Annotated in this window: 24 protein-coding genes and 2 tRNA genes; 16 read left to right on the top strand and 10 right to left on the bottom strand. The window is 64.7% G+C overall.

Features of this window, described 5'->3' with window-relative positions; genetic code table 11:
* Positions 1-11 precede the first annotated feature (11 nt).
* Genes HB681_RS14670 through HB681_RS14660 form a run of 3 tightly spaced genes read left to right on the top strand, consistent with a single transcriptional unit; the run spans position 12 to position 2,245 of the window.
* Positions 12-386, top strand: coding sequence for a hypothetical protein (locus tag HB681_RS14670; protein WP_213955575.1), 375 nt, complete (start codon positions 12-14; stop codon positions 384-386).
* A gap of 6 nt (positions 387-392) precedes the next feature.
* Entirely contained in the window at positions 393-1,445 is a 1,053-nt protein-coding gene (locus HB681_RS14665) for a homoserine kinase (RefSeq protein WP_213955574.1), read from the top strand.
* Positions 1,442-2,245: a BPSS1780 family membrane protein gene (locus HB681_RS14660; RefSeq protein WP_213955573.1), complete on the top strand. Its 804-nt coding sequence runs from the start codon at positions 1,442-1,444 to the stop codon at positions 2,243-2,245. Before HB681_RS14665 ends, HB681_RS14660 begins: the two co-directional genes overlap by 4 nt.
* A 33-nt stretch (positions 2,246-2,278) precedes the next feature.
* Here the strand turns inward: HB681_RS14660 and HB681_RS14655 are convergent, their stop codons facing one another.
* Positions 2,279-4,714: a UvrD-helicase domain-containing protein gene (locus HB681_RS14655; protein ID WP_213955572.1), complete on the bottom strand. Its 2,436-nt coding sequence runs from the start codon at positions 4,712-4,714 to the stop codon at positions 2,279-2,281.
* A gap of 234 nt (positions 4,715-4,948) precedes the next feature.
* Here HB681_RS14655 and HB681_RS14650 point away from each other — a divergent pair, with 234 nt between their 5' ends.
* Positions 4,949-5,926 carry a GMP reductase gene (locus HB681_RS14650; protein WP_213955571.1) on the top strand — a complete coding sequence of 326 codons (978 nt, stop codon included), beginning with the start codon at positions 4,949-4,951 and terminating at the stop codon, positions 5,924-5,926.
* Here HB681_RS14650 and HB681_RS14645 read toward each other — a convergent pair.
* The gene (locus tag HB681_RS14645) at positions 5,919-6,785 is read right to left on the bottom strand and encodes an alpha/beta hydrolase (protein WP_213955570.1); all 867 of its coding nucleotides are present in this window, start codon (positions 6,783-6,785) and stop codon (positions 5,919-5,921) included. The two genes, HB681_RS14650 and HB681_RS14645, sit on opposite strands and share 8 nt — an antisense overlap.
* Before the next feature lie 85 nt (positions 6,786-6,870).
* Here HB681_RS14645 and HB681_RS14640 point away from each other — a divergent pair.
* Positions 6,871-6,946 (top strand) — tRNA-Ala (locus HB681_RS14640).
* A gap of 114 nt (positions 6,947-7,060) precedes the next feature.
* Here the strand turns inward: HB681_RS14640 and HB681_RS14635 are convergent.
* Complete coding sequence (locus HB681_RS14635; RefSeq protein WP_213955569.1) at positions 7,061-8,023, bottom strand: LysR family transcriptional regulator; 963 nt, start codon at positions 8,021-8,023, stop codon at positions 7,061-7,063.
* Positions 8,024-8,196: 173 nt separating this feature from the next.
* Here HB681_RS14635 and HB681_RS14630 point away from each other — a divergent pair, with 173 nt between their 5' ends.
* The 5 genes from HB681_RS14630 (at position 8,197) to HB681_RS14610 (ending at position 11,801) form a co-directional block, all read left to right on the top strand.
* The gene (locus HB681_RS14630) at positions 8,197-8,874 is read left to right on the top strand and encodes a polysaccharide deacetylase family protein (protein WP_213955568.1); all 678 of its coding nucleotides are present in this window, start codon (positions 8,197-8,199) and stop codon (positions 8,872-8,874) included.
* A gap of 1 nt (position 8,875) precedes the next feature.
* Positions 8,876-9,340, top strand: a complete 465-nt coding sequence (locus HB681_RS14625) for a cupin domain-containing protein (protein WP_213955567.1) — start codon at positions 8,876-8,878, stop codon at positions 9,338-9,340.
* An 80-nt stretch (positions 9,341-9,420) separates the two neighbouring features.
* Positions 9,421-9,738 (top strand): NIPSNAP family protein, encoded by a 318-nt coding sequence (locus HB681_RS14620; protein WP_213955566.1) that lies wholly within the window; start codon positions 9,421-9,423, stop codon positions 9,736-9,738.
* Positions 9,739-9,765: 27 nt separating this feature from the next.
* Positions 9,766-10,644 carry a fumarylacetoacetate hydrolase family protein gene (locus HB681_RS14615; RefSeq protein ID WP_213955565.1) on the top strand — a complete coding sequence of 293 codons (879 nt, stop codon included), beginning with the start codon at positions 9,766-9,768 and terminating at the stop codon, positions 10,642-10,644.
* The gene (locus HB681_RS14610) at positions 10,641-11,801 is read left to right on the top strand and encodes a tripartite tricarboxylate transporter substrate binding protein (RefSeq protein ID WP_213955564.1); all 1,161 of its coding nucleotides are present in this window, start codon (positions 10,641-10,643) and stop codon (positions 11,799-11,801) included. The genes HB681_RS14615 and HB681_RS14610 overlap by 4 nt, the downstream gene beginning before the upstream one ends.
* Positions 11,802-11,970: 169 nt before the next feature.
* On the opposite strand, the gene HB681_RS14605 is transcribed toward HB681_RS14610, so the two are convergent.
* Positions 11,971-12,678: an SDR family NAD(P)-dependent oxidoreductase gene (locus HB681_RS14605; RefSeq protein ID WP_213955563.1), complete on the bottom strand. Its 708-nt coding sequence runs from the start codon at positions 12,676-12,678 to the stop codon at positions 11,971-11,973.
* Positions 12,679-12,932: 254 nt separating this feature from the next.
* On the opposite strand from HB681_RS14605, the gene HB681_RS14600 reads away from it, so the two are divergent.
* Positions 12,933-13,008, top strand: a tRNA-Lys gene (locus HB681_RS14600).
* A gap of 639 nt (positions 13,009-13,647) precedes the next feature.
* On the top strand, positions 13,648-13,971 hold the full coding sequence (locus HB681_RS14595; protein WP_213955562.1) for a cell envelope biogenesis protein TolA: 324 nt from the start codon (positions 13,648-13,650) through the stop codon (positions 13,969-13,971).
* A 189-nt stretch (positions 13,972-14,160) separates the two neighbouring features.
* Here the strand turns inward: HB681_RS14595 and HB681_RS14590 are convergent, their stop codons facing one another.
* Positions 14,161-14,385: a hypothetical protein gene (locus tag HB681_RS14590; protein WP_213955561.1), complete on the bottom strand. Its 225-nt coding sequence runs from the start codon at positions 14,383-14,385 to the stop codon at positions 14,161-14,163.
* Between the two features lie 115 nt (positions 14,386-14,500).
* Between HB681_RS14590 and HB681_RS14585 the strand changes: the two genes are divergently transcribed.
* Positions 14,501-15,058, top strand: coding sequence for a GAF domain-containing protein (locus tag HB681_RS14585; protein WP_213955560.1), 558 nt, complete (start codon positions 14,501-14,503; stop codon positions 15,056-15,058).
* Between the two features lie 72 nt (positions 15,059-15,130).
* On the opposite strand, the gene HB681_RS14580 is transcribed toward HB681_RS14585, so the two are convergent.
* A complete protein-coding gene (locus HB681_RS14580) occupies positions 15,131-16,966 on the bottom strand; it encodes a DEAD/DEAH box helicase (RefSeq protein WP_213955559.1) in 1,836 nt (611 codons plus the stop codon).
* A gap of 206 nt (positions 16,967-17,172) precedes the next feature.
* The gene (gene orn / locus HB681_RS14575; RefSeq protein WP_213955558.1) at positions 17,173-17,754 is read right to left on the bottom strand and encodes an oligoribonuclease; all 582 of its coding nucleotides are present in this window, start codon (positions 17,752-17,754) and stop codon (positions 17,173-17,175) included.
* 59 nt (positions 17,755-17,813) lie between these two features.
* Between orn and HB681_RS14570 the strand changes: the two genes are divergently transcribed.
* Genes HB681_RS14570 through rsgA form a run of 3 tightly spaced genes read left to right on the top strand, consistent with a single transcriptional unit; the run spans position 17,814 to position 20,404 of the window.
* Complete coding sequence (locus tag HB681_RS14570) at positions 17,814-19,073, top strand: M48 family metallopeptidase (RefSeq protein WP_213955557.1); 1,260 nt, start codon at positions 17,814-17,816, stop codon at positions 19,071-19,073.
* A gap of 20 nt (positions 19,074-19,093) precedes the next feature.
* Positions 19,094-19,435, top strand: a complete 342-nt coding sequence (locus HB681_RS14565; protein ID WP_213955556.1) for a 4a-hydroxytetrahydrobiopterin dehydratase — start codon at positions 19,094-19,096, stop codon at positions 19,433-19,435.
* Between the two features lie 54 nt (positions 19,436-19,489).
* Positions 19,490-20,404 carry a ribosome small subunit-dependent GTPase A gene (gene rsgA, locus HB681_RS14560; protein WP_213955755.1) on the top strand — a complete coding sequence of 305 codons (915 nt, stop codon included), beginning with the start codon at positions 19,490-19,492 and terminating at the stop codon, positions 20,402-20,404.
* A 112-nt stretch (positions 20,405-20,516) separates the two neighbouring features.
* Here rsgA and hisC read toward each other — a convergent pair whose 3' ends face one another.
* The 3 genes from hisC to HB681_RS14545 all read right to left on the bottom strand — a co-directional run bounded on the left by hisC (position 20,517) and on the right by HB681_RS14545 (position 23,500).
* Positions 20,517-21,602: a histidinol-phosphate transaminase gene (hisC, locus tag HB681_RS14555; RefSeq protein ID WP_213955555.1), complete on the bottom strand. Its 1,086-nt coding sequence runs from the start codon at positions 21,600-21,602 to the stop codon at positions 20,517-20,519.
* Positions 21,603-21,605: 3 nt separating this feature from the next.
* Complete coding sequence (locus HB681_RS14550) at positions 21,606-22,607, bottom strand: CobD/CbiB family protein (protein ID WP_213955554.1); 1,002 nt, start codon at positions 22,605-22,607, stop codon at positions 21,606-21,608.
* Positions 22,608-22,777: 170 nt separating this feature from the next.
* Positions 22,778-23,500, bottom strand: coding sequence for a CoA pyrophosphatase (locus HB681_RS14545; RefSeq protein ID WP_213955553.1), 723 nt, complete (start codon positions 23,498-23,500; stop codon positions 22,778-22,780).
* Position 23,501 lies beyond the last annotated feature (1 nt).

Here is a 23,501-nt window from a genome sequence, read left to right as displayed (position 1 = left end):
CAATCCCGCTCATGCGCCGACTCCATTTGCTGCCCGTTCGCCATACCCTTGCGGTATTCGCCTGTGTATTGCCGCTGGCCGCCGTCCAGGCCCAGACCCCGCAGCCAGCGCCTGCAGAAGCCGCGCCGCAGCAGCGGCCCGTCCCAGAGGGCGCGTCGGGCCGGCAGAACCAGAAGATCGAGAACATCCACGTCGAAGACGGCAACGCCACGGTCGACGAGGTTCGCTACGGCGGCCAGACCCAGAGCATCACCGTCAAGCCCAAGGGCACCGCTCCCGAGTACGAGGTGCTGCCAGGCACCGGTGCCCGCGCGCAGCAGAACCAGCCTGGCCAATCCGACGCCGGGGGCAATGGCCCGCGGGTCTGGAACGTCTTCAAGTTCTGAGCGTCCGTGGCTGTCTTCACGGAAGTCGCGCCGGATGAAGCGCGCGCGTTGCTGCAACGCCTGGATCTCGGAGAACTGCGCGAGTTGCGCGGCATCCAGGGCGGTATCGAGAACACCAACTACTTCGCCACCACCGACCGTGGCGAATACGTGCTGACGCTGTTCGAGCGGCTGCACTTCGACCAGCTCCCCTACTACCTCTGCCTGATGCAGCACCTCGCGGAGCGCGGCATCCCGGTGCCCGCGCCAGCGGCCGATCCGGCCATCCATCTCGCGCCGATGGGCCATGCGCTGGAGCGCGCCGCCAACGCGCCTTGCGAACTGCTGCACACGGTGCAGGGCAAGCCGGCCGCCGTGGTGCAGAAGCTGACCGGCCACAGCGAACTCCAGCCGACTGCAGCGCATTGCACCGAGCTGGGTCGCTTGCTGGCCCGCATGCACATCGCCGCGCGCGACTTCCCGCGCATCCAGCCCAACCTGCGCGGACTGCCCTGGTGGAACGAGACCACCCCGGTCGTGCTGCCCTACCTCGACGCGCCGCAAGCCTCATTGCTGCAAGGCGAACTGGCCTACCAGAACCATGTGGCCGAGTCCTCCGCCTACCTCGCCCTGCCGCGCGGCCCGATCCATGCCGACCTGTTCCGCGACAACGCCATGTTCTCCGTGGACGAGGACGGCAAGCCGCGCCTGACCGGCGTGTTCGACTTCTACTTCGCCGGCACCGACACCTGGTTGTTCGACCTCGCCGTGTGCCTGAACGACTGGGCCATCGACCTGCCCACCGGCGCGCCCGACGCAGGCCGCTCCGCCGCCCTGCTCGACGCCTACTGCGCCGTACGCCCCCTGAACCCGTCCGAGCGCAAACTGCTGCCCGCCATGCTGCGCGCCGCCGCGCTGCGCTTCTGGATCTCGCGCCTGTGGGACTTCCACCTGCCGCGCGAAGCCAGCATGCTCAAGCCGCACGACCCGACGCACTTCGAGCGCGTCCTGCGCCAGCGTGTCCGGCAACTGGACGCCCCGCTGCAGGTGCGGCCCGCATTGCAAACCGCCTGCCCATGAAGCTCCACCTCGTACCAGCCCGCGCAGGAGTCGAATGGGTCCGGCTCGGCTTGCGCACCTTCTGGCGGCAGCCGCTGGCTTTCATCTCGCTGTTCTTCGCCTTGATGGCGCTGATCTCGATCGTCGCGCAAGTGCCGTTCCTCGGCGGCTTCCTGCCCTTCCTGTTCGTGCCGCTGCTGACGCTGGGCATGATGGTCGCAGCGTCGGTGGCGAGCAACGCCGAAACGCCAAAGCCCGTCGGTCCCGCCATGTTCTCCGCCGCCATCCAGGCCTTTCGCTTGCGCTGGCGACCGATGATGGTGCTGGGCGTCATCTCAGCTCTGTATTTCGCAGTGGTGGTCGGGGTTTCCGCGCTGATCGACGGCGGCCTGGTCGCGGGCGCCTACCTGTTCAACAGCAGCGTCACGCCGGAGGTCATGGCCGGCCGCCGGTTCCAGCTGGCGCAGTTGTTCGTGATGTGCCTGAACCTGCCGCTGTCGCTGGCCATGTGGCATGCGCCGGGGCTCGTGCACTGGCACGGCGTCGAGCCGGTCAAGAGCCTGTTCTTCAGCCTGGTGGCGCTGTTTCGCAACTTCAGCGCGTATGCGATGTTCCTGTTGTCGTGGTTCGGCGTCTGCATGCTCGCGGCCGTCGGCTTCGCGCTGATCGCCACGCTGCTGGTCGGCGTCGGCGCGCTGGCGCTGGGGGACGCGGCATCGGTGCTCGGCGGCGCGCTCATGATCGCCTGCGCCCTGTCGCTGGCGGCGATGCCGCTCAGTTCCACCTGGTTCAGTTTCCGCGATACCTTCGACGCGGACTGAATCTACCGGCCAGGGGCGCGGCCGGCGCGCCGCTCACACCGGCGTCAGCTTGGCCACCGACAGCGCCAGCCACTTGATGCCGTGCCGCGAGAACTTGATCTGCGCGCGCGCATCGTCCCCACTGCCTTCGAGCGCTACTACCGTGCCTTCGCCGAACTTGTTGTGGAACACCTGCTGGCTGATGCGCAGACCGTGCGAGGGCGCGGCTTTCTGGACCGGCACGGCGCCGCTGCCGTAGGTTTCCGGGGCGCGGCTGCCACCGCCGTAGCCGGAACCCGATCCGTAGCCCGAGCCCGAGCCCGAGCCGTAGCGATTGCCCGAAGCACCGCCGGCAGCACGTCCCGCGCCCGTCGAGCCGCCATATTGGCCAAAGCCCTGGTTCTTCGGCGTCAGCCACTTGAGCGCGCTCTCGGGCAACTCCTCGAAGAACCGGCTCTTGAGGTTGTAGCGCGTCTGGCCGTGCAGCATGCGCGTCTGCGAATGGCTCAGGTACAGGCGTTTGCGTGCGCGCGTGATCGCGACGTACATCAGGCGGCGCTCTTCCTCGAGGCTGTCGCGGTCGCTCATCGAGTTCTCGTGCGGGAACAGGCCCTCTTCCATGCCGGTGATGAACACGCAGTCGAACTCCAGGCCCTTGGCGGCGTGCACCGTCATGAGTTGCACGGCATCCTGTCCGGCCTTGGCCTGGTTGTCGCCGGACTCGAGCGCCGCATGCGTGAGGAAGGCGGCCAGCGGGCTCAGGGTTTCGCCGGTGTCCGCGTCGGGCGCAAGATCTGCCAGCGGGATGTCCAGCAGTGGCCGGCTGGAGTCGATGCCCTGGCTCGCGGCGCTCTGGCGCAACTCGTCGACCGGCAGCGCAACCGCGTCGCGGCCAAAGCCTTCCTGCGTGACGAAGCTCTCGGCGGCGTTCACCAGTTCGTCCAGGTTCTCCAGGCGGTCGGCGCCTTCGCGGTCCGCCTTGTAGTGTTCCAAGAGCCCACTGTGGTCGAGCACGAGCTCGATGATCTCCCGCAGCGAAATGCCCTGCGTCTGCTCGCGCAATACATCGATCTTCGCGACGAAGGCCGACAGGTTCGAGCCGGCCTTGCCGCCGAGCAAGCCCACCGCATCGTGCAGCGACTGCTCCCGCGCCCGCGCCGCGTCCTGCAACTGCTCGATGCTTCGCGCGCCGATGCCGCGCGGCGGAAAGTTGACGACGCGCAGGAAGCTCGTGTCATCGTCCTTGTTTTCCAGCAGCCGCAGGTAGGCCAGCGCATGCTTGATTTCCGCGCGCTCGAAGAAACGCAGGCCGCCGTACACGCGGTACGGCACCGACGCATTGAACAGCGCGGTCTCAATGACCCGGCTCTGCGCGTTGCTGCGATAGAGCACGGCCATTTCGCTGCGGTCGATGCCATCCCGCACCAGTTGCCGAATCTCGTCGACCATCCACTGGGCCTCGGCGAAATCGCTGGTCGATTCATACACGCGCACCGGCTCGCCCGGCCCCTGCTCGGTGCGCAGGTTCTTGCCGAGCCGCTTGGTGTTGTGTCCGATCAGCTCATTCGCCGAATCGAGGATGTTGCTGTAGCTGCGGTAGTTCTGCTCCAGCTTGATCTGCTGCTGCACATGGAACTCGCGCACGAAGTCGGCCATGTTGCCGACGCGCGCGCCGCGGAAGGCGTAGATGCTCTGGTCGTCGTCGCCCACCGCGATCACGCTGTTGCCGCCCGGCCGGAACGTGCCCTCGATGGTCGCACCCGAGAGCATCTTGATCCAGGCGTACTGCAGCCGGTTCGTGTCCTGGAACTCGTCGATGAGGATGTGGCGAAAGCGGCGCTGGTAGTGCTCGCGAATGGGATCGTTGTCGCGCAGCAGTTCGTAGCTGCGCAGCATGAGTTCGCCGAAGTCGACCACGCCCTCGCGCTGGCATTGCTCTTCGTAGAGTTGATACAGCTCGATCTTCTTGCGATCGTCTTCGCTGCGCGCCTCGACGTCGCGCGGACGCAGCCCGTCTTCCTTCGCACCGGCGATGAACCATTGCGTCTGCTTGGCCGGAAAGCGCTCGTCGTCGACGTTGAACTGCTTCATCAGCCGCTTGATGGCCGAGAGTTGGTCCTGCGTGTCGAGGATCTGGAAGGTCGAGGGCAAGCCGGCCAGTTTCCAGTGCGCGCGCAGGAAGCGGTTGCACAGGCCGTGGAAGGTGCCGATCCACATGCCGCGCACATTGACCGGAAGCATCGCCGACAGCCGCGTCATCATTTCCTTGGCGGCCTTGTTGGTGAAGGTCACGGCCAGGATGCCGCCCGGCGACACCTGTCCTGTCTGCATCAGCCACGCAATGCGGGTGGTCAGCACGCGGGTCTTGCCCGAGCCGGCGCCGGCCAGGATCAGCGCGTTGCCCGCCGGCAAGGTGACTGCGGCCAGTTGCTCCGGATTGAGGTTCTGGAGCAGGGGCGAGCCAGTCTGTGGCGCAAGATCGGTGAGCATCCGTCGATTGTAGGAAGCGCGCCCGCCCCGGTCGCTGCGCATCTGCGCTGCGAATAGGGGGTATACGAAGGCGCCTTCGATGCACCCGGCGCGGGGGCGTAGAATCAGACACCGGGCCCAAGTTTCTTGCGCCCGGTTTTTTGTGGGCGTCCCTCCGCGGGACGTCGCAAAGGCCGGCCGGACCAAGCGCTCATTCGTTCATTCAAACGATCCTCTCAAGGAGCCTGGTTCATCATGGAAATCTTCGACTACGACAACATCCTTTTGCTCCCGCGCAAGTGCCGCGTGGAAAGCCGTTCCGAGTGCGACGCCAGCGTCGAACTGGGCGGCCGCAGCTTCCGCATCCCGGTCGTGCCGGCCAACATGAAGACGGTGGTCGACGAGACCATCTGCCTCTGGCTGGCGCAAAACGGCTACTTCTACGTGATGCACCGCTTCGACCTCGACAACGTCAAGTTCGTCCAGGACATGCAGGGCAAGGGCGTGTTCGCCTCGATCTCGCTCGGCGTGAAGAAGGCCGACTACGAGACAGTCGACAAATTCGTCGCCAAGGGCCTCACGCCCGAGTACATCACCATCGACATCGCGCACGGCCATGCCGACAGCGTGAAGAACATGATCGGCTACCTCAAGGAGAAGCTGCCGAAGTCGTTCGTCATTGCCGGCAACGTCGGCACGCCTGAAGCCGTGATCGACCTGGAGAACTGGGGCGCGGACGCGACCAAGGTCGGCATCGGCCCGGGCAAGGTCTGCATCACCAAGCTCAAGACCGGCTTCGGCACCGGCGGCTGGCAACTCAGCGCGCTCAAGTGGTGCGCCCGTGTCGCCACCAAGCCGATCATTGCCGACGGTGGCATCCGCGACCACGGCGACATTGCCAAGAGCATCCGCTTCGGCGCCTCGATGGTGATGATCGGCTCGCTGTTCGCGGGCCACGAGGAATCGCCCGGCAAGACGGTCGAGGTGGACGGCGTGCTGTTCAAGGAGTACTACGGCTCGGCCAGCGACTTCAACAAGGGCGAGTACAAGCACGTCGAAGGCAAGCGCATCCTCGAGCCGATCAAGGGCAAGCTGGCCAACACGCTGGTCGAGATGGAGCAGGACGTGCAAAGCTCCATCAGCTACGCCGGCGGCAAGAAGTTGATGGACATCCGCAAGGTCAACTACGTCACCCTGGGCGGCGACAACGCCGGCGAACACCTGCTCATGTAGCCGAAAGCAGCTCCATCGCGAGCCGATGGAGCCTGTGGCCCGGCTCGGCCAGCGCATCGACGATGCTGAAGTGGTCGAGCCCGGATAACACCTCGCACACCGGCACGGCGTGCGCGCCCCAGGCCTCGCGGATCAGCATGTTGTGGCGCAGGAATTCCTCGCTCTCGCTGCCGCCGACCACGCTGTAGAGCTGGCCGATCGCAGGTGCCTGCCACAAGGCGGGACTGGCGCGGCGGACGTCTTCTTCGGTCAGGCGCAGTGCGCCCTTCAACGAGGGCGTGTGCATCAGCGGTCGCAGGTCATACAGCCCCGACAAGGACAGCGCATTGCGCACCGTGCCGGGCGGCAGCCCGAGCGCATCCCAATGGCAGGCCAGCAACATCGCCGCGAGATGCCCGCCAGCCGAGTGACCGGCGACAGTGATGAGTGCCGGATCGCCGCCGAATTCCGCAATGTGCCGCGAAGTCCAGACGAGCGCCTTGACCATCTGCAACGCGATGTCGGGAATGGTGACCGGCTGTTCGAGGGTGCCGGGGCAAAGGGCGTAGTTGGGCACAACCACGCAGGCGCCGCGCCCGTTGAAGGATGGCGCAAGGAACGAGTGGTCGCTCTTGTCGAGCGAACGCCAGTAGCCGCCATGGATGAACACCAGCACCGGGGCGCCCGACTTGGCAGCACGGAACACGTCGAGCGTCTCGTTGACGCCGCTGCCGTAGGGCAGGTCGACGCCATCCGGCTGGGCAGCCCGCACGCTCGCCGAGTTTTCCGCCCACCGGGCGAAATACGCGGGGTGTTCGGGCACGCGCGCCCGGTTGTTGTACATGCGGTCGAGCCAGTGCGGATCGTCGTACGGCGCCATGCGTCATTCCTTGTGCGAGCAGTGAGGACATGATCTTTGCACGCGCGCAAACTTCCCGTGAATCGCGCTACACTCGCACCGCGTTGGGGGGGTAGCTCAGCTGGGAGAGCGCCGCGTTCGCAATGCGGAGGTCGTGAGTTCGATCCTCATCCTCTCCACCAACGAATCGAGTGTCCTACGGAAACACGTTCCGCCATCGGCGGGACGACCGTGGGACACGCCGATGGCACCCATCGGCAAGCGGACCGGCCACACCGGCCGCACATCAATCCAACTCAACTCGCAGTCCTCGCCTTCCTGCCCGATCGCTGCGACGTCAACTTTGCGGTTGCACCCAGCGCACCCTCCACCTCCTCTCGCAGGAAGGCTGTAAAGCCCCGCACCAGCGGCCTGATCATGTGGCGATGCGGCAGGACTGCGTAGATCGTCTTGGCGCGGAGGGGATGTTGCGGCAGCACCTCGACAAGCATGCGCTTCGCCAGGCCTTCCGCGACATGGAAGCGATAGAAGTTGCCGATGCCCGCACCCGCAATGCACGCGCTCCTTAGCGCGTCGCCGTTGTCCGACAGAAGCACTGCGTTTGGCCGCATCGACTTCCACTCCTTGCCGGATCGCAAGTGCCACGTCTCGGCCACTTCAGAAAAGCGCGGGCACAAGCAGCGGTGTTGTTCAAGGTCGGCCAATGACAGCGGCGTGCCATTCGCTTTCAGGTATGCCGGCGACGCACACAGCACTTGAGGGCCTTCGGCCAGCACGACTTGCGCCTGCTTCGTAGGCAGTTCGTCCCCGATGAAGATGGCGAGATCCACCCGCTCGCGGACCAGATCGGGAACATCGCTGCTCACGACAAGGTCCACCGTGGCGCCGGGATGTTGCTCGAGGAACCTGGGCAATCCGGGCGCCAGGACTGCGGAGGCAAAGGACGGCGGCGCGGTCACGCGCAAGTGGCCTCCGGCTGCCTGCTCGCCAGCGATGCCGGCGACGGCGCCCTCGAGCTGTTCGAGGATGTCCACGCACCGTGCATAGAACGCCTCGCCAGCGTCGGTGACGCTGATGCGCCGCGTTGTCCGGTGGACCAGTGCTGCGCCCGTTGCACGCTCAAGAAGCTGCAGATGCTTGGTGACCGACGACGGCGCCATGCGCAGTTGACGAGCAGCAGTCGAGAAGCTGTTCGCATTCACGACCGCTACGAAGCATCGCAGCGAGAGCACGCTCGCCTGATTCAAGAAGTCGGGCATGGTGTGGCATTCCTCTCGTTCTGGAAAAAGTATCTTCTTTAGTTTCCGTATTGTGCATAAACGCCCGACTGTTGATCATCAGCACCAGGTTCAACAACAGTTCTGGAGACACAGGTGGCAAGACCCCCCGAAGCATGTGACCCGGTCGCCCAGCGGACGGCAACGGAGCGCCAATGAGCCGGCCGATCACGCTCACCTTCGACAACGGGCCGACCACGACGGTCACGCCTCACGTCCTCGATGTGCTGGCACGCTACGGCATCCGGGCAACCTTCTTCGTGCTCGGCCAGAACCTGATGTCCAGGGAAACCATGGCGCTGGCGCAACTAGCCGCTGAACAAGGCCACTGGATCGGCAATCACACGTACACCCACGATGTGCCTCTTGGCGAGACGACCGACCCCGATGCGCCCCTCAAGGAAATCGGCCGCACCCAAGACCTGATCGGTCGCATTGCCCACCCCGACAGGCTGTTCCGCCCGTTCGGCGGCGGCGGCGTGCTTGGAACGCATTTGCTCAGTCCGGAAGCATTCGAGCTTCTGAAGACGAATCGCTACACGTGCGTGTTCTGGAATTCCATCCCACGCGATTGGGAAGACCCGGACGGCTGGGTCGAAACGGCTCTTGCGCAAGCGCGCCGACTGGAATGGGCGCTCACGGTTTTGCACGACTACGAGACCGGCGCGATGCGAAACCTCGAGGCCTATCTTGACAAGGCCCTCGCGGAAGGATTCACCTTCCGGCAGGAGTTTCCGCCTGACTGCGTACCGATGGTGCGCGGCCGCCCGGTGCTTCCAATGGAAGCGTTCATTGCCACTTCCAGAACGACCCTTTCCCCACAGGAGACATAGCATGCAAACAGAGCACTTCAAGAGCGGCGGACTCATCGTCACGCCAGAGGAAGCGACCGCGATCAAGCCATTCGGACTCGACATGCAGGTGCTGCTCAGCAGCGAAGACACCGGCGGGACGATCTCCGTGATCATGGCGTGCCACAGGCCGGGCGAAGGACCGCCGGACCATCTGCACTTCACGCAGGAGGAGTGCTTCTTCATCGTGGAAGGCACCTACGAACTGACGGTAGGCGACGTCACGCGCACCGTGGGTCCGGGCAGCATCGTCTACCTGCCGCGAGGTGTCGTGCACCGCTTCAAGAACGCGGGCACCACCACGGCCCGCATGCTCGACTGGAGCGTACCGGGCGGACAGGACCGCTACTTCAAGGAGATCTCGGCGCTTGCCGGGCCAGGCTTCTCCGGCGAGAAGGTGGCGGAGATCAGCAAGAGGCACGACACCAACTTCCCCGCGCCGCACTGAGCAACCCCGCGTTTGCCCGGCATCCGGTACAGGCATTCCTGCCCCGGCTGGGCAGGCGCACGTCCAAAAAGGAGACCGCCATGATCGTTGAGCAACGGACCTACCGCGTCAAGGCCGGCACTGTCCGCGACTACCTGCGCACCTATGAGCACGAAGGCGGCCTTGGGTTGCAGCGAAAGTATCTCGGCCGACTCGTCGGCTACTTCAACACGGAGATCGGCCCCTTGAACGAGATCGTTCATCTCTGGGCCTACGACGACCTGAACGACCGCGAGCAGCGCCGTGCGGCCTTGTCTGCAGATCCGAAGTGGCAGGAATACGCGCCAAGGATCTTCCAGTACATCGAGACGCAGGAAACCAGGATTCTCAAACCGGCGCCATTCAGCCCGACCTACTAAACACCTCTTGTCCCACCGGAAATAACCATGCGATTTGTGACCTACACGACCCAGGCTGCGAAGTCCCCGCGCCTTGCGCTCCGTACTGCCTCGGGCCTGCGCGCCCTGAGCGAAAGCCAAGCCCATCGCCACCCCCAGGATCTGAAAGCGTTGATCGAGCAAGGCCCCGCAGCCATGCGCGCAGCGGCGATCGCCATCGAGCAAGAGGGTCAGCCGCTGGACGAAGCGGGCATCGAGTACCTTCCGCCCGTACCGAGCCCCACGAAGATCATCTGCGTCGGCCTGAACTACCTGGACCACACCAAGGAAAGCAAGTTCGAACAGCCGTCGTACCCGACGCTGTTCCTGCGCGTGGCGTCGAGCTTCGTGGGCCACGACGAGCCCATCGAGCGACCGCAGTGCTCGCAGCAATTCGACTATGAAGGGGAACTCGTCGCCTTCATCGGCAAGGGCGGCAGGCACATCGACAAGGCGTCTGCGCTGGACCATGTCGCGGGCTACTCCGTGTCCAACGAAGGCTCCGTGCGGGACTACCAGTTCAAGTCTCCGCAATGGACGATCGGCAAGAACTTCGACCGCTCGGGATCGATCGGACCGGAGTTCGTCTCGGCTGACGAGCTTCCCGCAGGTGGCGCCGGCCTGAAGATCGAGACGCGTGTGAACGGCGAGACGGTGCAGTCCGCCAACACATCGGAGATGGTCTTCGACACGGCAACAGTCGTCTCTCTCGTCAGCGAGGCGATGGCACTGGAACCCGGCGATGTCATCGTGATGGGCACACCCTCCGGCGTCGGGCTTGCCAGGACGCCCCAGCTCTTCCTGTTCGACGGCGACGTGGTTGAGGTGGAGGTCGAGAGTGTCGGGTTGCTGCGCAACCGCGTCATTGACGAGGTGAAGCAAAGGTGACTGCGCCGCTTCGCGTCAACGTCCTCGTGGGCGGCCGATCCGTCCAGGTGAAGCCTGCGCCGCGCATTGCCAGGGCACGGACAACGACGGTGCCCAGCTCCTTGCGGAACGCTGCGAGGCATTCGACAAGGGGATCCGCCCGTTCCACTCGCAACTCGATAGAAGCCCACAAAGGAGACAAGATGACCACCGCTTCCCTCATTCGCAAACTTCTCACCGCTACCTCGGTGGCAGCCGCCTGCGCAGGCGCATCGGCACAGGCGACGTGGCCGACCAAACCCATCAAGATCGTCATTGGCCTGCCTGCCGGACTGGCCGCGGACGTCATTGCACGCATGTACGGCGAAAAGCTCTCCAAGGCCCTCGGACAGCCGATCGTCGTCGACAACAGGCCAGGAGCGACCGGCAACATCGCGCAAGACGCGGTGGCCAAGGCGCCCGCGGATGGCTACACGCTGCTCTACGCCGTTTCAAATTCGTTTGTCAGCAACCCCTATGCCTTCAGCAAACTCCCGTTCGACGTCAACAAGGACTTCGTTCCCGTGGCCCAGACGGTACGCAATGGCCTCTACCTCGTGGTCAACAAGGACTTCCCTGCCAAGACCTTGCCCGAGGCGATGAAGCTGGCTCGCGCCGCCCCCGGAAAGTACAGCTACGCATCCTATGGGTTGGGAGGCTTTCCGCATCTGGTCATGGAATTCGTGCTCAACCAGGAAAAGGTGGACATGGTCCACGTCCCCTACAAAGGCGGGGCGCTGACGGATGTCGCCGGCGGCGTGGTCCCCATGGTGTGGGAACCTGCTGCGAACGCGATTCCCTTCATGAAGGAAGGGCGCGTGCGGGCCTTGGCCGTCTGGGGCTATGGCAAACGCAACGCTGCAACGCCCGACGTCCCGAACATCGCCGAGCTCGTCCCCGGCGCCGACGTCGCGAGCTTCCAAGGGTTCTGGGCACCCGCCGGGACGCCAAGAGACATCGTCATGCGACTGAACCAGGAAGTCTCCAAGTCGAGCCGCGATCCCGAACTGATCGAGAAGCTGAAACTGGCCTACGCCGAACCTGTCACGTCCACACCGGATGAGATGGCTGCGGAGGTCAAGAAGGAGTCCATTCGCTGGAGCCAGTTGATCAAGGAAAAGAACATACGTCTCGATTGATGCGCACGGTATCAAGGCTGACGCCTCGCACGCTCTTTTGTCAGGATCGTTGATCGACTGAACAAAAACAGGCGCACGCCTTCGCAATCTGGAGGACGTGCGTTCGATCCTCATCTTCTCCTGCAACGAATCAAGAAGGCCTCGGCATCTGCCTGGGCCTTTGCTTTTGTCAGTCCAGCAGCAGGTGCTGCCCATGCAGCGCCGCCGCACCCGCCGACGCAAGGTACGCGATGGTTTGCGCGGCGACTGCGGTGGACACCCAATCGGCAGGATTGGCGTCAGGCATCGCCTGCCGATTGGCCGGGGTGTCCAGGATCGTGGGCGCGATGCTATTGACGCGAATCCCGTGCGGCTTCAGTTCCACGGCCGACGCTTCCACCAGGCGCTGCAGCGCGCTCTTGGATGCCACATAGGCGGACATCGCGGCCAGGCCACGCGAGGCGGACCCGGCAGAGACCGCGACCACGCAACCACTCTTGCGTTCGATCATGGCCGGCACGAAAGCCTGGCTCACCGCGACGAAGGACCAGGCGTTGAGGTTCATCATCCGGTCCCAGCTCGCACGCTCCAGCGCCTGCACCGGCGCGCCCATCTCGAAGCCACCCGCCACGTGCACCAGGGTATCGACGTGCCGGAACGACTCTAGAACCTTCGCCGAAGTCTCATGCATCGATGGCGCAGAGGTCACGTCGCAGGCCATCAGCAAGTGCCGTGAATTGTCGAGTCCGGGAAAGGCATCGGCGAGCTTGTCGGCGTGGTGATCGAGCAAGGCAACGCGCGCACCCATGCTGAGGAACTGTTGTGCGACTGCGCGGCCAAGCGCGCCTGCGGCGCCGGTCAACACGACATGCGCGGGAGTGGAAGTAGGCTCGGTCATGGAGGCGTCCTTGAGGTGTAGCGGTGAAAGCGCGGGAAGGTGGGATGAGGCGCGCATCCTAGCGCCGCGCCCTGTCGCGACGAGGCAGGATGGATGCGCATGTCTGAAAGTTGCGAAGCGAGCCCGCGAGACACCGAACCTCTCCAAAAACCATGCTATACTAGCGGGCTTGGATGAACAGGATGTTGTTCTTGAACCGGATGCCGGCAATAGACACTTCCCACCCAATCCTGATCACAGCAATGTGAACTCAGGGGCTCTTAGCTCAGTTGGTAGAGCAGCGGACTCTTAATCCGTAGGTCGAGTGTTCGAGTCACTCAGGGCCCACCACCAACACTCGCGTCAGCGTTGAAAAGCCTGCTATCTCATCGGTAGCAGGCTTTTTTCATTGCCGAGCCTTCTGCGTAGTTCGGGTGCAATCGTGTCACGCCACCTTTGGCTCCAGCGTCAACTGCCCGATCTTGGCGTGCGGCGGGCTCAGGTCGACCGGTTCGGCTGGCGCCGCTGCGCCGCCGCCGAAGGCTTGGGCCGCGTGCCCGGGCAATTGCCGCTTCCGCTCCATGATTGGGATGCAACTCGAACTGCGTGGCAAGTTCGGCCGGAGTCTCGTCTTCACACAAAGTGGCCACCGCCGCCTGAGCCTTTAACGCCGGCGTGTGCGTGCGGCGGGTGCGCCGCGCCGATTTCTCGACCATCGAAACTCCTGTCGCGACCTTCCTCGGCCCGGCATCAAGCCCGGCGTTTCACTTAGAGCGCCGTTCAGATTCGCGGCGCCGCTTCTCACCGAGGAATTAACCGTGCGTTGCAATTGGCAGAGGGCAGAGGTAAAAAGTAGGCAGGATGCAGGCGGGGTTACTTCAAAGTTGCCGTGTTGAAACACTGTCAACGCACATTGAAGATCGCTCGTTGTCGGCATACCTCTCTGTTGATCAAGAGGTTCTTAAAACCAACTTCCGAAGGACATTTTTCATGAGCAAGTTTCTCGCCGTCATGATCGCCGGCCTTTTCGCAGCAGGTGCGTATGCCCAGAACCCTTCCGGCACCTCGGATGAGCAAGGCAACGCCACCAACAGCAAGTCGCAGCAACGCGCTGAGGCCAAGAAAAACTCGAAGGCCCAAGGTCAGGTGAAGGCTCCGGCCGGGGACATTGCCAAGACCCCTGAAGGCGGTGCAATCGGCACAGACAAGGCTGCAACCAGTGGCGAAGCGCGCGCCGAAACCCGCGACACGCGCCGCACCAACAAGGATGGCACCAAGAAGCGCCGTTCAACTCAGGGCGGCACGCCGAAGTAACGTCGTTGTGCGGGCAGCCCCGGGCTGCCTTCGGCCGAAGCCAACGACGACACAGTCGGCGAATTGTGCGCGGATGGCAGGCTTTCACGGGACCTCGATTCCTCAGAGCCCGGCTTTAATCTTGCGCTGGACTCCTTTACCCGCTTCGGCGGGTATTTTTTGGCGTGGCGCGCCGAGGCCATTGCCGCCCTACCGCCTCGGAAAGCGCTTGATCATGCTGCGCCCCAGCGATGTGATCGAAGCGACCACCGCTGGCGGTTGGTCGAAGCCGTCGAGCGTTCGCACCGGCTTTGGAATGGACGCCTTGACGTGCCCGGCAAGGGCGAGCACGCGCACCGAATCCACATCCCTGCCATGCGTGACGGCAACGGGAAGCTTTTGATCAGCCAGGCGATGCAAAAGGTTGAGGGGCACGGCGCCAGTATGCTGGCGAAAACAATGTTTCCTTGTCTAAACTTGATTCAACTGATCATGCTTGAGGGCCATTTCATTGAACTTGTTAACCAAAGACCACGGATACGAACCGGACATGCTGGAAGTCCGCATCTCCGAGCTGCTGGTGGCCACGCCGGAAGGCGCTGACGCCCTGATCAGCGACGTGGTTCCCGACGTCCTGCGCCTGCTGCGCGAGCACCTGAAGATGGACGTGGTGTTCGTCTCCGAGTTCGTGGACAACCGGCGTGTGTTCCGGCGCGTGGAGACCGGCACCCGCAAGCGCCCGATCGAAGTCGGCCAGTCCGATCCGCTCGAAGAAAGCTTCTGCCAGCGCGTCATCGACGGCCGCCTGCCGCGCATGGTGGCCAACGCAGCCGCCCATGCCCTCTCGGCGGACCTGCCCGCGACGCCCTTCCCCGTCGGCGCGCACCTGAGCACGCCGATCATCCTGAACGATGGCCGCGTGTACGGCACCCTCTGCTGCTTCAGCTACGCGCCGAACGACGAACTCACGAAGCGCGACCTGAAGAAGCTGGAGATGTCGGCCCAGCTTGCGGCGCGCCGCATCGACCAACAGAACGCACGCGAAGCCGAGAAGGCCATGGCCAACTGGTCACTCGAACCGCGCGAAGAACTGGCCCCTTGGCGTTGATTGACGCAATGCCGAATTGGAAAAGGCCCGCTCCTTTCGGCAGCGGGCCTTTTTCATGGTGCTATTCGCTGATCAGCGGCTGGGCTTGAAGCCACGCTTCTGCTGCGCGTCGCGCGGCACGAAGACCTTGCCAGCACCGCCGTTGCCGCGCGGTGCGCCGAAGCCTTCGTTGCGGCCACCGCCGCCGAAGTTGCCGCGCGGTGCGGCGTTGTCGCCCCAGCCCGGCTTGCGGCCGAAGCTGCCTTCATCACGGTCGCGGCCGCCACCAAAACCACGCGGTGCCGGGGCGCCGCCGCCCATCGGGGGACGCGCGCCACGGTCGTTGAAGCCGCTGGCGCCGGCATAGCCGCCGCTCGGGGCGCTGCGATGGCCACCGCCATTGCCGCCGCCGAACTTGCGGTCACGCGAATGGAAGTCGCCGCGCGGGGCGCCACGGTCGCGGTCGCCGCCGAAGCCTTGCGGGCGCGACTGCGGCATGCGTTGCTGTGGTTCCAGGCCAGGAATGGTCTCGGCCTTGAAGTTCTGGTGGCTGTAGTGCTCGATGTCCATGATCTTGCGGCGATCGCGGAACTCGGCGAACGTGACGGCGATGCCGTCGCGGCCAGCACGGCCGGTGCGGCCGATGCGGTGGGTGTAGTCCTCGGCCTTCATCGGCAGGCCGAAGTTGAACACGTGCGTGATGGTCGGCACGTCGATGCCGCGGGCAGCCACGTCGGTCGCGACGAGGATCTGCACCTGGCCTTGACGCAGCGCCATCAGGCGACGGTTGCGCAGGCCTTGGCTCAGCGCGCCGTGCAGTGCGACAGCGCTGAAGCCGTCTTGTTGCAGGTCGTTGGCGAGGCCGTCGCACTCGACTTGGGTGCTGGCGAAAACGATCGCCTGGTTGATGGTGGTGTCGCGCAGCCAGTGGTCGAGCATCTTGCGCTTGTGGACCATGTTGTCGGCCCAGAACAGCGACTGCTTGATGTTCGCGTGCTTCTCTTGCGGCGAATCGATCTGCACCTTTTGCGGCGCTCGCATCACGCGGGCGGCGAGTTGCTGGATGCGCGGCGCGAAGGTCGCGCTGAACATCATCGTCTGCTTGCGCTCGATGGTGAGTTGGTTGACTTCGGCGAGGTCGTCCGAGAAGCCCAGGTCGAGCATGCGGTCGGCTTCGTCGACGACCAGGAACTGGACCTGGTCGAGCTTGATCTGCATCGAGCGTTGCAGGTCCAGCAGGCGGCCGGGCGTTGCAACCACCAGGTTGGCGTTCTGCAGCTTGGCGATCTGCAGCTGGTACGGCATGCCGCCGACCACGCTGGCGACGCGCAGGCCGCGGCAATGGCGAACCAGGTCGATCGCGTCGTGCGCGACTTGCTGCGCGAGTTCGCGCGTCGGGCACAGGATCAGGGCGCCGGGGGTGGCGGCTTTGAAATTGCGCGTGTTGGTCGGGTCCTTGCGCTTGGCCTTCTTCGGCGGTGCTTCGCCGCGGGCGATGGCTTCGTCGGACTGGCGCTGGAACTCGGCCTTGGCGGCGGCTTCGGCTTCGGCTTCCTGCTTCAGCAGCGTGTGCAGAACGGGCAGCAGGAAGGCGGCGGTCTTGCCGCTGCCGGTCTGGCTCGAGACCATCAGGTCGATGAACTTGGCGGCGCCGTCGGCGCTGCCCATGGCCAGGGGAATGACCTTGTCCTGCACGGTGGTCGGCTGCTCGAAGCCGAGGTCGGCGACGGCGGCGACCAGTTCCTGGGCGAGGCCGAGGCGGATGAAGCCGTTGGGCGCCTTGGGTTCGTCGGCGGGCACTGCGGCCACGTCGAGCGTGTCGAGCAAGGTGATGTCGGAATGCGACTCCACGGGCGCGAAATCGTTGATGGATGCGGATGCGGATTGCACAGGCGCGAACTCGCCCTGCGCTTCAAAAGCGTCGGTCATGTAACTTTTTTCTCTACGCGAGCGCTGCCGCAGGCGGCGCCCCGTCGGGTGGTTAAAAACATCAACCATCCAACGACATACAGCGATCGCTTTCGCGAAGCCGGGCCCATTCGTTTGGGCGCTAGTGCAAGACGGGGAGATGCAAGAAGTCGCTACAACGTGTAGCGAAGCCCTAGATTGTGGCACGAATTCGGGTATTTACCTAATCATTCAAGATTCAGTAACGTTTCCCGATAGTGAACTAGTTCATCGATCGACTCATGAACATCGGCCAGCGCAGTGTGCGCCTGCTGCTTCTTGAAGCCGTTGTAGGCCGTCGGCTTCCATCGCTTGGCGATTTCCTTCAGGGTGCTGACGTCGAGGTTCCGATAGTGGAAGTAGGCCTCGAGCTTGGGCATGAACTTGACGAGGAAGCGGCGGTCCTGCCCGATGGTGTTGCCGCACATGGGCGAGCCCTGCTTGGGGATGTAGCCCTTGATGAACTCCAGCAACTGCTCTTCGGCGGCCGCTTCGTCCAGGGTGGAAGCCTTGACCTTGTCGATCAGGCCGCTGCGCCCATGCGTGCCCTTGTTCCAGGCGTCCATGGCGTCGAGCACCTCGTCAGTCTGGTGGATGACGAGCACCGGGCCTTCGATGCGCGGCGTCAGGTCGGGGCCGGTGACGACCACGGCGATTTCGAGGAGGCGTTCCTTCTCGGGGTCGAGCCCGCTCATCTCGCAGTCGAGCCAGACCAGGTTCTGGTCGCTTTTCTTCAGGGTCGGGGGAGTCTGTTCTGTCGATTCGGGCATCGTGGGATTGTCGTCGAAGGCTCGCCGGCTCCGGGCGCGACGACTAAACTCGGCGGCCCATGAATGCCTCACTCCTTTTCACTTCCGCCTTTGCGGCCGCCCTGCTGGTCGACTTGTTGCTGAAGTTCTGGCTGGCCTCAAGGCAGATCCGCCATGTGGCGAAAAACCGAAACGTCGTTCCGGCCGACTATGCCTCGGCCATCACGCTCGAGTCGCACCAGAAGGCAGCCGACTACACCATCGCCAAGGCCCGCTTCGGCCTGATCGAAGTGGCCTGGGGCGCCGCCCTGTTGCTGGCCTGGACGTTGCTCGGCGGCGTCGACCTGCTCAACAAGGCGCTGCTCGCCTGGCTGGGCGGCGGCATGGTGCAGCAACTGGCGCTGCTCGGCGCATTCACGGCCATCGGCAGCCTCCTCGAACTGCCGTTTGCGCTTTGGCGTACCTTCGTGCTCGAAGAACGCTTCGGCTTCAACAAGATGACGTGGAAGCGCTGGGTGCTGGATGCGCTGATCAAGGCGGGACTGTTCATCGCCTTCGGACTGCCGATCACCGCGCTGGTCCTGTGGCTCATGGGCGCCACCGGCGCCCTGTGGTGGATCTGGGCCTGGGGTGCGGTCGCCCTCTTCATGCTGCTCGCGCAACTGGTGTATCCCAACCTGATTGCGCCGCTCTTCAACAAGTTCAAGCCGCTGGACGACCCCACGATCAAGGCGCGCGTCACCGCGCTGCTGAAGCGCTGCGGCTTCGTCGCCAAGGGTTTGTTCGTGATGGATGGAAGCACGCGCAGCACCCATTCCAACGCCTACTTCACTGGCTTCGGCGCCAACAAGCGCGTCGTGTTCTACGACACGCTGCTGCGCCAGCTCAGCGCCGGCGAAATGGAAGCCGTGCTCGCGCATGAACTCGGCCACTACAAGCGGCACCACATCATCAAGGCCCTCGCCTTGTCGTTCACGATGAGCCTGATCGGATTCGCGTTGCTGGGGTGGCTCTGCGCGCAGTCCTGGTTCTATACCGGACTGGGCGTGCAGCCGAACATGGCCGCGCCCAACAACGGCCTCGCGCTGCTGCTGTTCATGCTGGCGATCCCGGTGTTCACCTTCCTCATCGGACCGTTGTTCGCGCAGTTCTCGCGGCGCAACGAGTTCGAGGCGGATGCCTATGCCGTGGCCCAGACCAACGGCAACGACCTGCGCGCCGCCCTGCTCAAGCTCTATGACGACAACAAGGCGACGCTGACACCCGATCCGGTGTTCGTGAAGTTCTACTACTCGCACCCCCCTGCGTCCGAGCGCCTCGCGCGCATGGCCGCCAGCTGATCCGAACGGAATCCCCGGGAATGTCCACCAGCATGTTCAAGGCCAAGGAATGGAAAGGCCATGCGCGCCGCGCGCTGAGCGCCACCGAAGTCGTGGCCAGCCTCGCGCGCCTCGACGGATGGAAGCTCGCCGGCGACGGCGCCAACGTTGCCATCGAGAAGACCTACACCTTCGCCAACTACTTCGAGACGATCGCCTTCGTCAATGCGCTGGCGATGATCGCGCACCGCGAAGACCATCATCCCGACCTCTCCGTGCACTACAACCGCTGCGTGGTCCGCTTCAACACGCACGATGTCGGCGGCATCTCGTCGAGCGACTTCGACTGCGCCACGCAAGCCGACGCGCTGCTCGCCCATTGAACGCCGCCGCAACCATGGAACAAGCCGGTGGCTAAGCAGCACAGCGCGCCGGCCATGGCCGAACTGGATGTCGGCATCGTGGTGGCCAGTCACGGCCGGCACTGCGTGGTCGAGACGCCCGAGGGCGAACAGGTGATCTGCCATCCGCGCGGCAAGAAGAGCCAGGCCGTCGTTGGCGACCGCGTGCGCTGGCAGGCGAGTGAGGACGAAGGCACGATCGAGCGCGTCGAGACGCGCCGCAACCTCTTCTACCGCCAGGACGAAATCCGCACCAAGTCCTTTGCCGCAAACCTGGACCATGTGCTGATCCTGATCGCGGCCGAACCGGAATTCTCCGAGCACCAACTGGCGCGCGCGCTCATCGCGGCCGAGGCCGAGCGCATCGCGCCGATCATCGCCCTCAACAAGAGCGACCTGGTCGTCCCCTTCGAACGCGCCTGGGCACGGCTGGCGCCCTACCGGCGCATGCACCACGGCGTACTGCCGCTGTCGCTGAAGGCATCCGGCGAGGTCGACCATGCGTCACTGCTCAAGCTGCTTGCCGGGAAGACAACGCTGGTGCTCGGCCCCTCCGGCGCAGGCAAGAGCACGCTGATCAACCTGCTGGTGCCCGGCGCGCTGGCCCAGACCGGCGAGATCTCGAAGGCGCTCAATTCCGGCAAGCACACGACCACCAGCACCAGTTGGTACTGGGTCGACAAGTACAGCGAGACGGCATTGATCGACTCACCGGGCTTCCAGGAATTCGGCCTCAATCACATCGAGCCGATGCGACTGGCCAGCCTGATGCCCGACATTGCCGAGCACGCATCGAACTGCAAGTTCTACAACTGCACGCATTTGCATGAACCCGGCTGCGGCGTGATTCCTCACGTGGAAACCGCCACGCAGCCCGGCCCGATCAGCGCAACGCGCTACCGGATCTACGGCGAGCTTTTTGCCGAATTGAGCCAGCGGCGCTTCCCCTGATACGACTTTGAAATCAAGCGCAGAACAAGGCGAGGCGCCGCAGACAGTGCTGTAGCACGGCAAGGCGACCCAACGCAGTCATGCGTTTGATCGCGAAGTCGTATGAGTCGATTCAGGGCGCGAGGATGCCGTTCAGTGCGTTGATCAGCGCACCGCACTGATCGCGCGTGCCGATGCTGATGCGCAGGTACTGGGCGATCCGCGGCGCGCCAAAGTGCCGCACCAGTACGGCGCGCTCGCGCAGCGCGGCGGCCATCTCGCCTGCGTCATGTTGCGGGTGCCGCACAAAGACGAAGTTCGCTTGCGATGGGAGCACCTCGAAGCCCAGGTCTTCCAGTTGCAGGCTCAAGCCTTCGCGCGTGTCCATGACGGCCTTGCAGGTCCGGTCGAACCAGGTTTCGTCCTGCAGCGCGGCCACGGCGCCGGCCAGCGCGGGGCGCCCCAGCGGGTACGAATTGAAAGTATTCTTGCCGCGCGTCATGGCCTCGATCAGGTGCACCTGGCCGCACGCGAACCCAACCCTCAGGCCCGCCAAGGCGCGCGACTTGGAAAGCGTCTGCACCACCAGCAGATTCGGATACCTCGCAACGAGCGGCAACGCACTTTCGCCGCCGAAATCGACGTACGCCTCATCGACCAGCACCACTCGACCCGGGCAAGCCTGCAGAAGGCGCTCGATCTGCGTGAGCGGCAGGCCGATGCCGGTTGGCGCATTCGGATTGGCCAGCACGATGCCGCCGCAGCCACGCGCGGCACGCGCGGCCAGCGCATCGACGTCGATGCGCATGCCATCGTCCACCGGAAGCAACTCGCAAGGGATGTCGTAGCGCTGTGCGTAGACGCGGTAGAAGCTGTAGGTCACATCCGGGAACAGCAGCGGCTCGCCCTGCCGGAAGAACGCGAAGAACGCATGCGCCAGCACTTCGTCGGAGCCGTTGCCGGCAAACACCTGATCGGCGTGGAGACCATGCCGCCGTGCCACCGCTTCACGCAATTCCAGCGACTCCGGATCGGGATAGCGCTCCAGCCCCGCCGCCGCAGCGCGTTGGACGGCATCGACAGCGAGCGGCGACGGCGGATACGGGTTCTCGTTGGTGTTGAGCTTGACCAAGCTCGCGATGCGCGGCTGCTCGCCGGGCACGTACGGCTCGAGCGCGGCGAGGCGCGGGCTGTAGAAGCTCGGCTGGGATGCGGACATCGATCAGCCCAGCAAGCGGGCCAGCGTGAGCAACGCAAGCAACAGCATCCACATCACGACCGAGCGCCAGACCAGCCCGACCACGCTGCGCAGGTGTCCCGGCTCGGGCTCGCGCCCCGGCGTGCTGCCGCTGTCCGGCCCATGGATGCTCGCGATCGACTCGCCCGCCTGGGCGCGCGAGAGCGGATCGGTCACAGGCGCGGGCCGCAGCCCGCCGCCGCCGAGCCGCACATTCACCGCGCCCGAGGTCGCGGCCAGGATCACGCCGTCGTTGGGATCCGGGAAACGCCGGGCATCATTGCGCCAGCAATCGATCGCGTCCTCGAAGCTGCCCACCACCGCAAAACCGAGCGCAGTGATGCGCGCCGGCACCCAGTCGATCGCATTCCAGGCGCCGGCCGACGAATGCTGGACCCACTTGCTCGACGGCTGCACCGATGCGCCATCCTTGTGGGCCCAGTACCGCGCCACGAACTCGCTCATGCGGTAGAACACCGCGCCAGCCGGCCCCAGGCCGAACGCCGCAAGAATCGAGAACCAGGCCAGCACGCCGAACACGTGCCGATGCGCCGCGATCACCGAATGCTCGATCACCCGCCGGATGACTTCGCTGCGCGACAGGTTGGCAGCATCGACCCGTTGCCACTGGGCCAGCAGCGATCGCGCGAGCGGATCATCGCCGCTGTCGAGGGCATCGCGAATGCCGGTGAAGTGGTGGCTGAACTGCCGGAATCCCAGCGTCGTATAGACCACTGCGATGCTCCAGACCACCGCAAAAGGCAGGCCCAGCGTGAGCACCAGCCCCCAGTAGATGCCAAATGAAAACAGCGTCGGCAAGCCGACCGCCAAGCCCCAGGCAATCCAGCCGTGGTGAGACTTGCCGGCGTCGAAGTTGCGACTGACCCAGCGCGTCCAGGCCAATACGGCACCGTAGACCGGGTTGTGATACGCAAGCGGCCGGACCTGCTCGATCAGCAAAGCGCACAGGATGGCGAAGAAACTCATGTTTCGATGATAGCGAGCACCGCTCGATTTCCGATCCAGCGCCCCTCGTCACGCGTCCCGGGAGTCAGGTAAAGAGCCCCTTCGTGGGTGCCCGCGGAAGGCGCGTTGCCGGGCTGCCGGGTGCGCACTCTCGAGGGAGCGCCGCAGGCACATTCGCGGGTGGGTTTCTTTCAGGCGATCAGGAAGCGATAGAGGTTGCGAAGCATCCCCGCTGTCGCACCCCACACGAAGCGCTCGTTCACCCCATCCTGGTAAGGCATCGAGTACCACTCGCGCGACTTGCGCTCGGCATCGGGCATCGCATGGCGGCGGTGATTGGCGGGGTCCATCAGGAACGCGAGCGGCACCTCGAAGGCATCGGCCACTTCGTCGGGGTTCGGCATCAGCGTGAAGCCCGGCTGCACCAGCGCCACCACCGGCGTGACGATGAATGAAGTCACGGTGGTGTAGGTCGGCAGGCTGCCGAGAATCTCGACATATCCAGCCGACAGCCCCACTTCTTCCCAGGCTTCGCGCAGCGCCGCGGCAGCGACGTTGGCATCTTCAGGGTCGACGCGCCCCCCCGGAAACGCGACCTGGCCCGAGTGCGTCGTCATGCGCGACGCGCGCTCGGTCAACAGCACCGTGGGCTCGCCGTCATGCAGCACGATCGGCACCAGCACCGCTGCCTGCGCCGGGGCCCGATCCATCAGACGGGGTTCGCGGCGCAGTTCCGGCACCCAATCGGGTGGCGCGGCAAAGCGTGCGCGCAGCGCCGCGGGCGTGAGTTCGGCACGAGCGACCGCCGGCAGACCGCGGTCGACGGCCACCACCGGCACTGCGCGCGGGTCGAAGGAAAGCAGGGACGCAGCCGCAATGGTGGTGGCGGGTTCGACAACGGCGGCGGATTCCATG

This window comes from Variovorax sp. dw_954, from assembly GCF_018449755.1.
In the GTDB taxonomy this organism is placed as follows: domain Bacteria; phylum Pseudomonadota; class Gammaproteobacteria; order Burkholderiales; family Burkholderiaceae_C; genus Variovorax.
The sequence above is the reverse complement of the archived record's forward strand: the minus strand, read 5'-3'. Positions and strand labels throughout refer to the sequence as shown.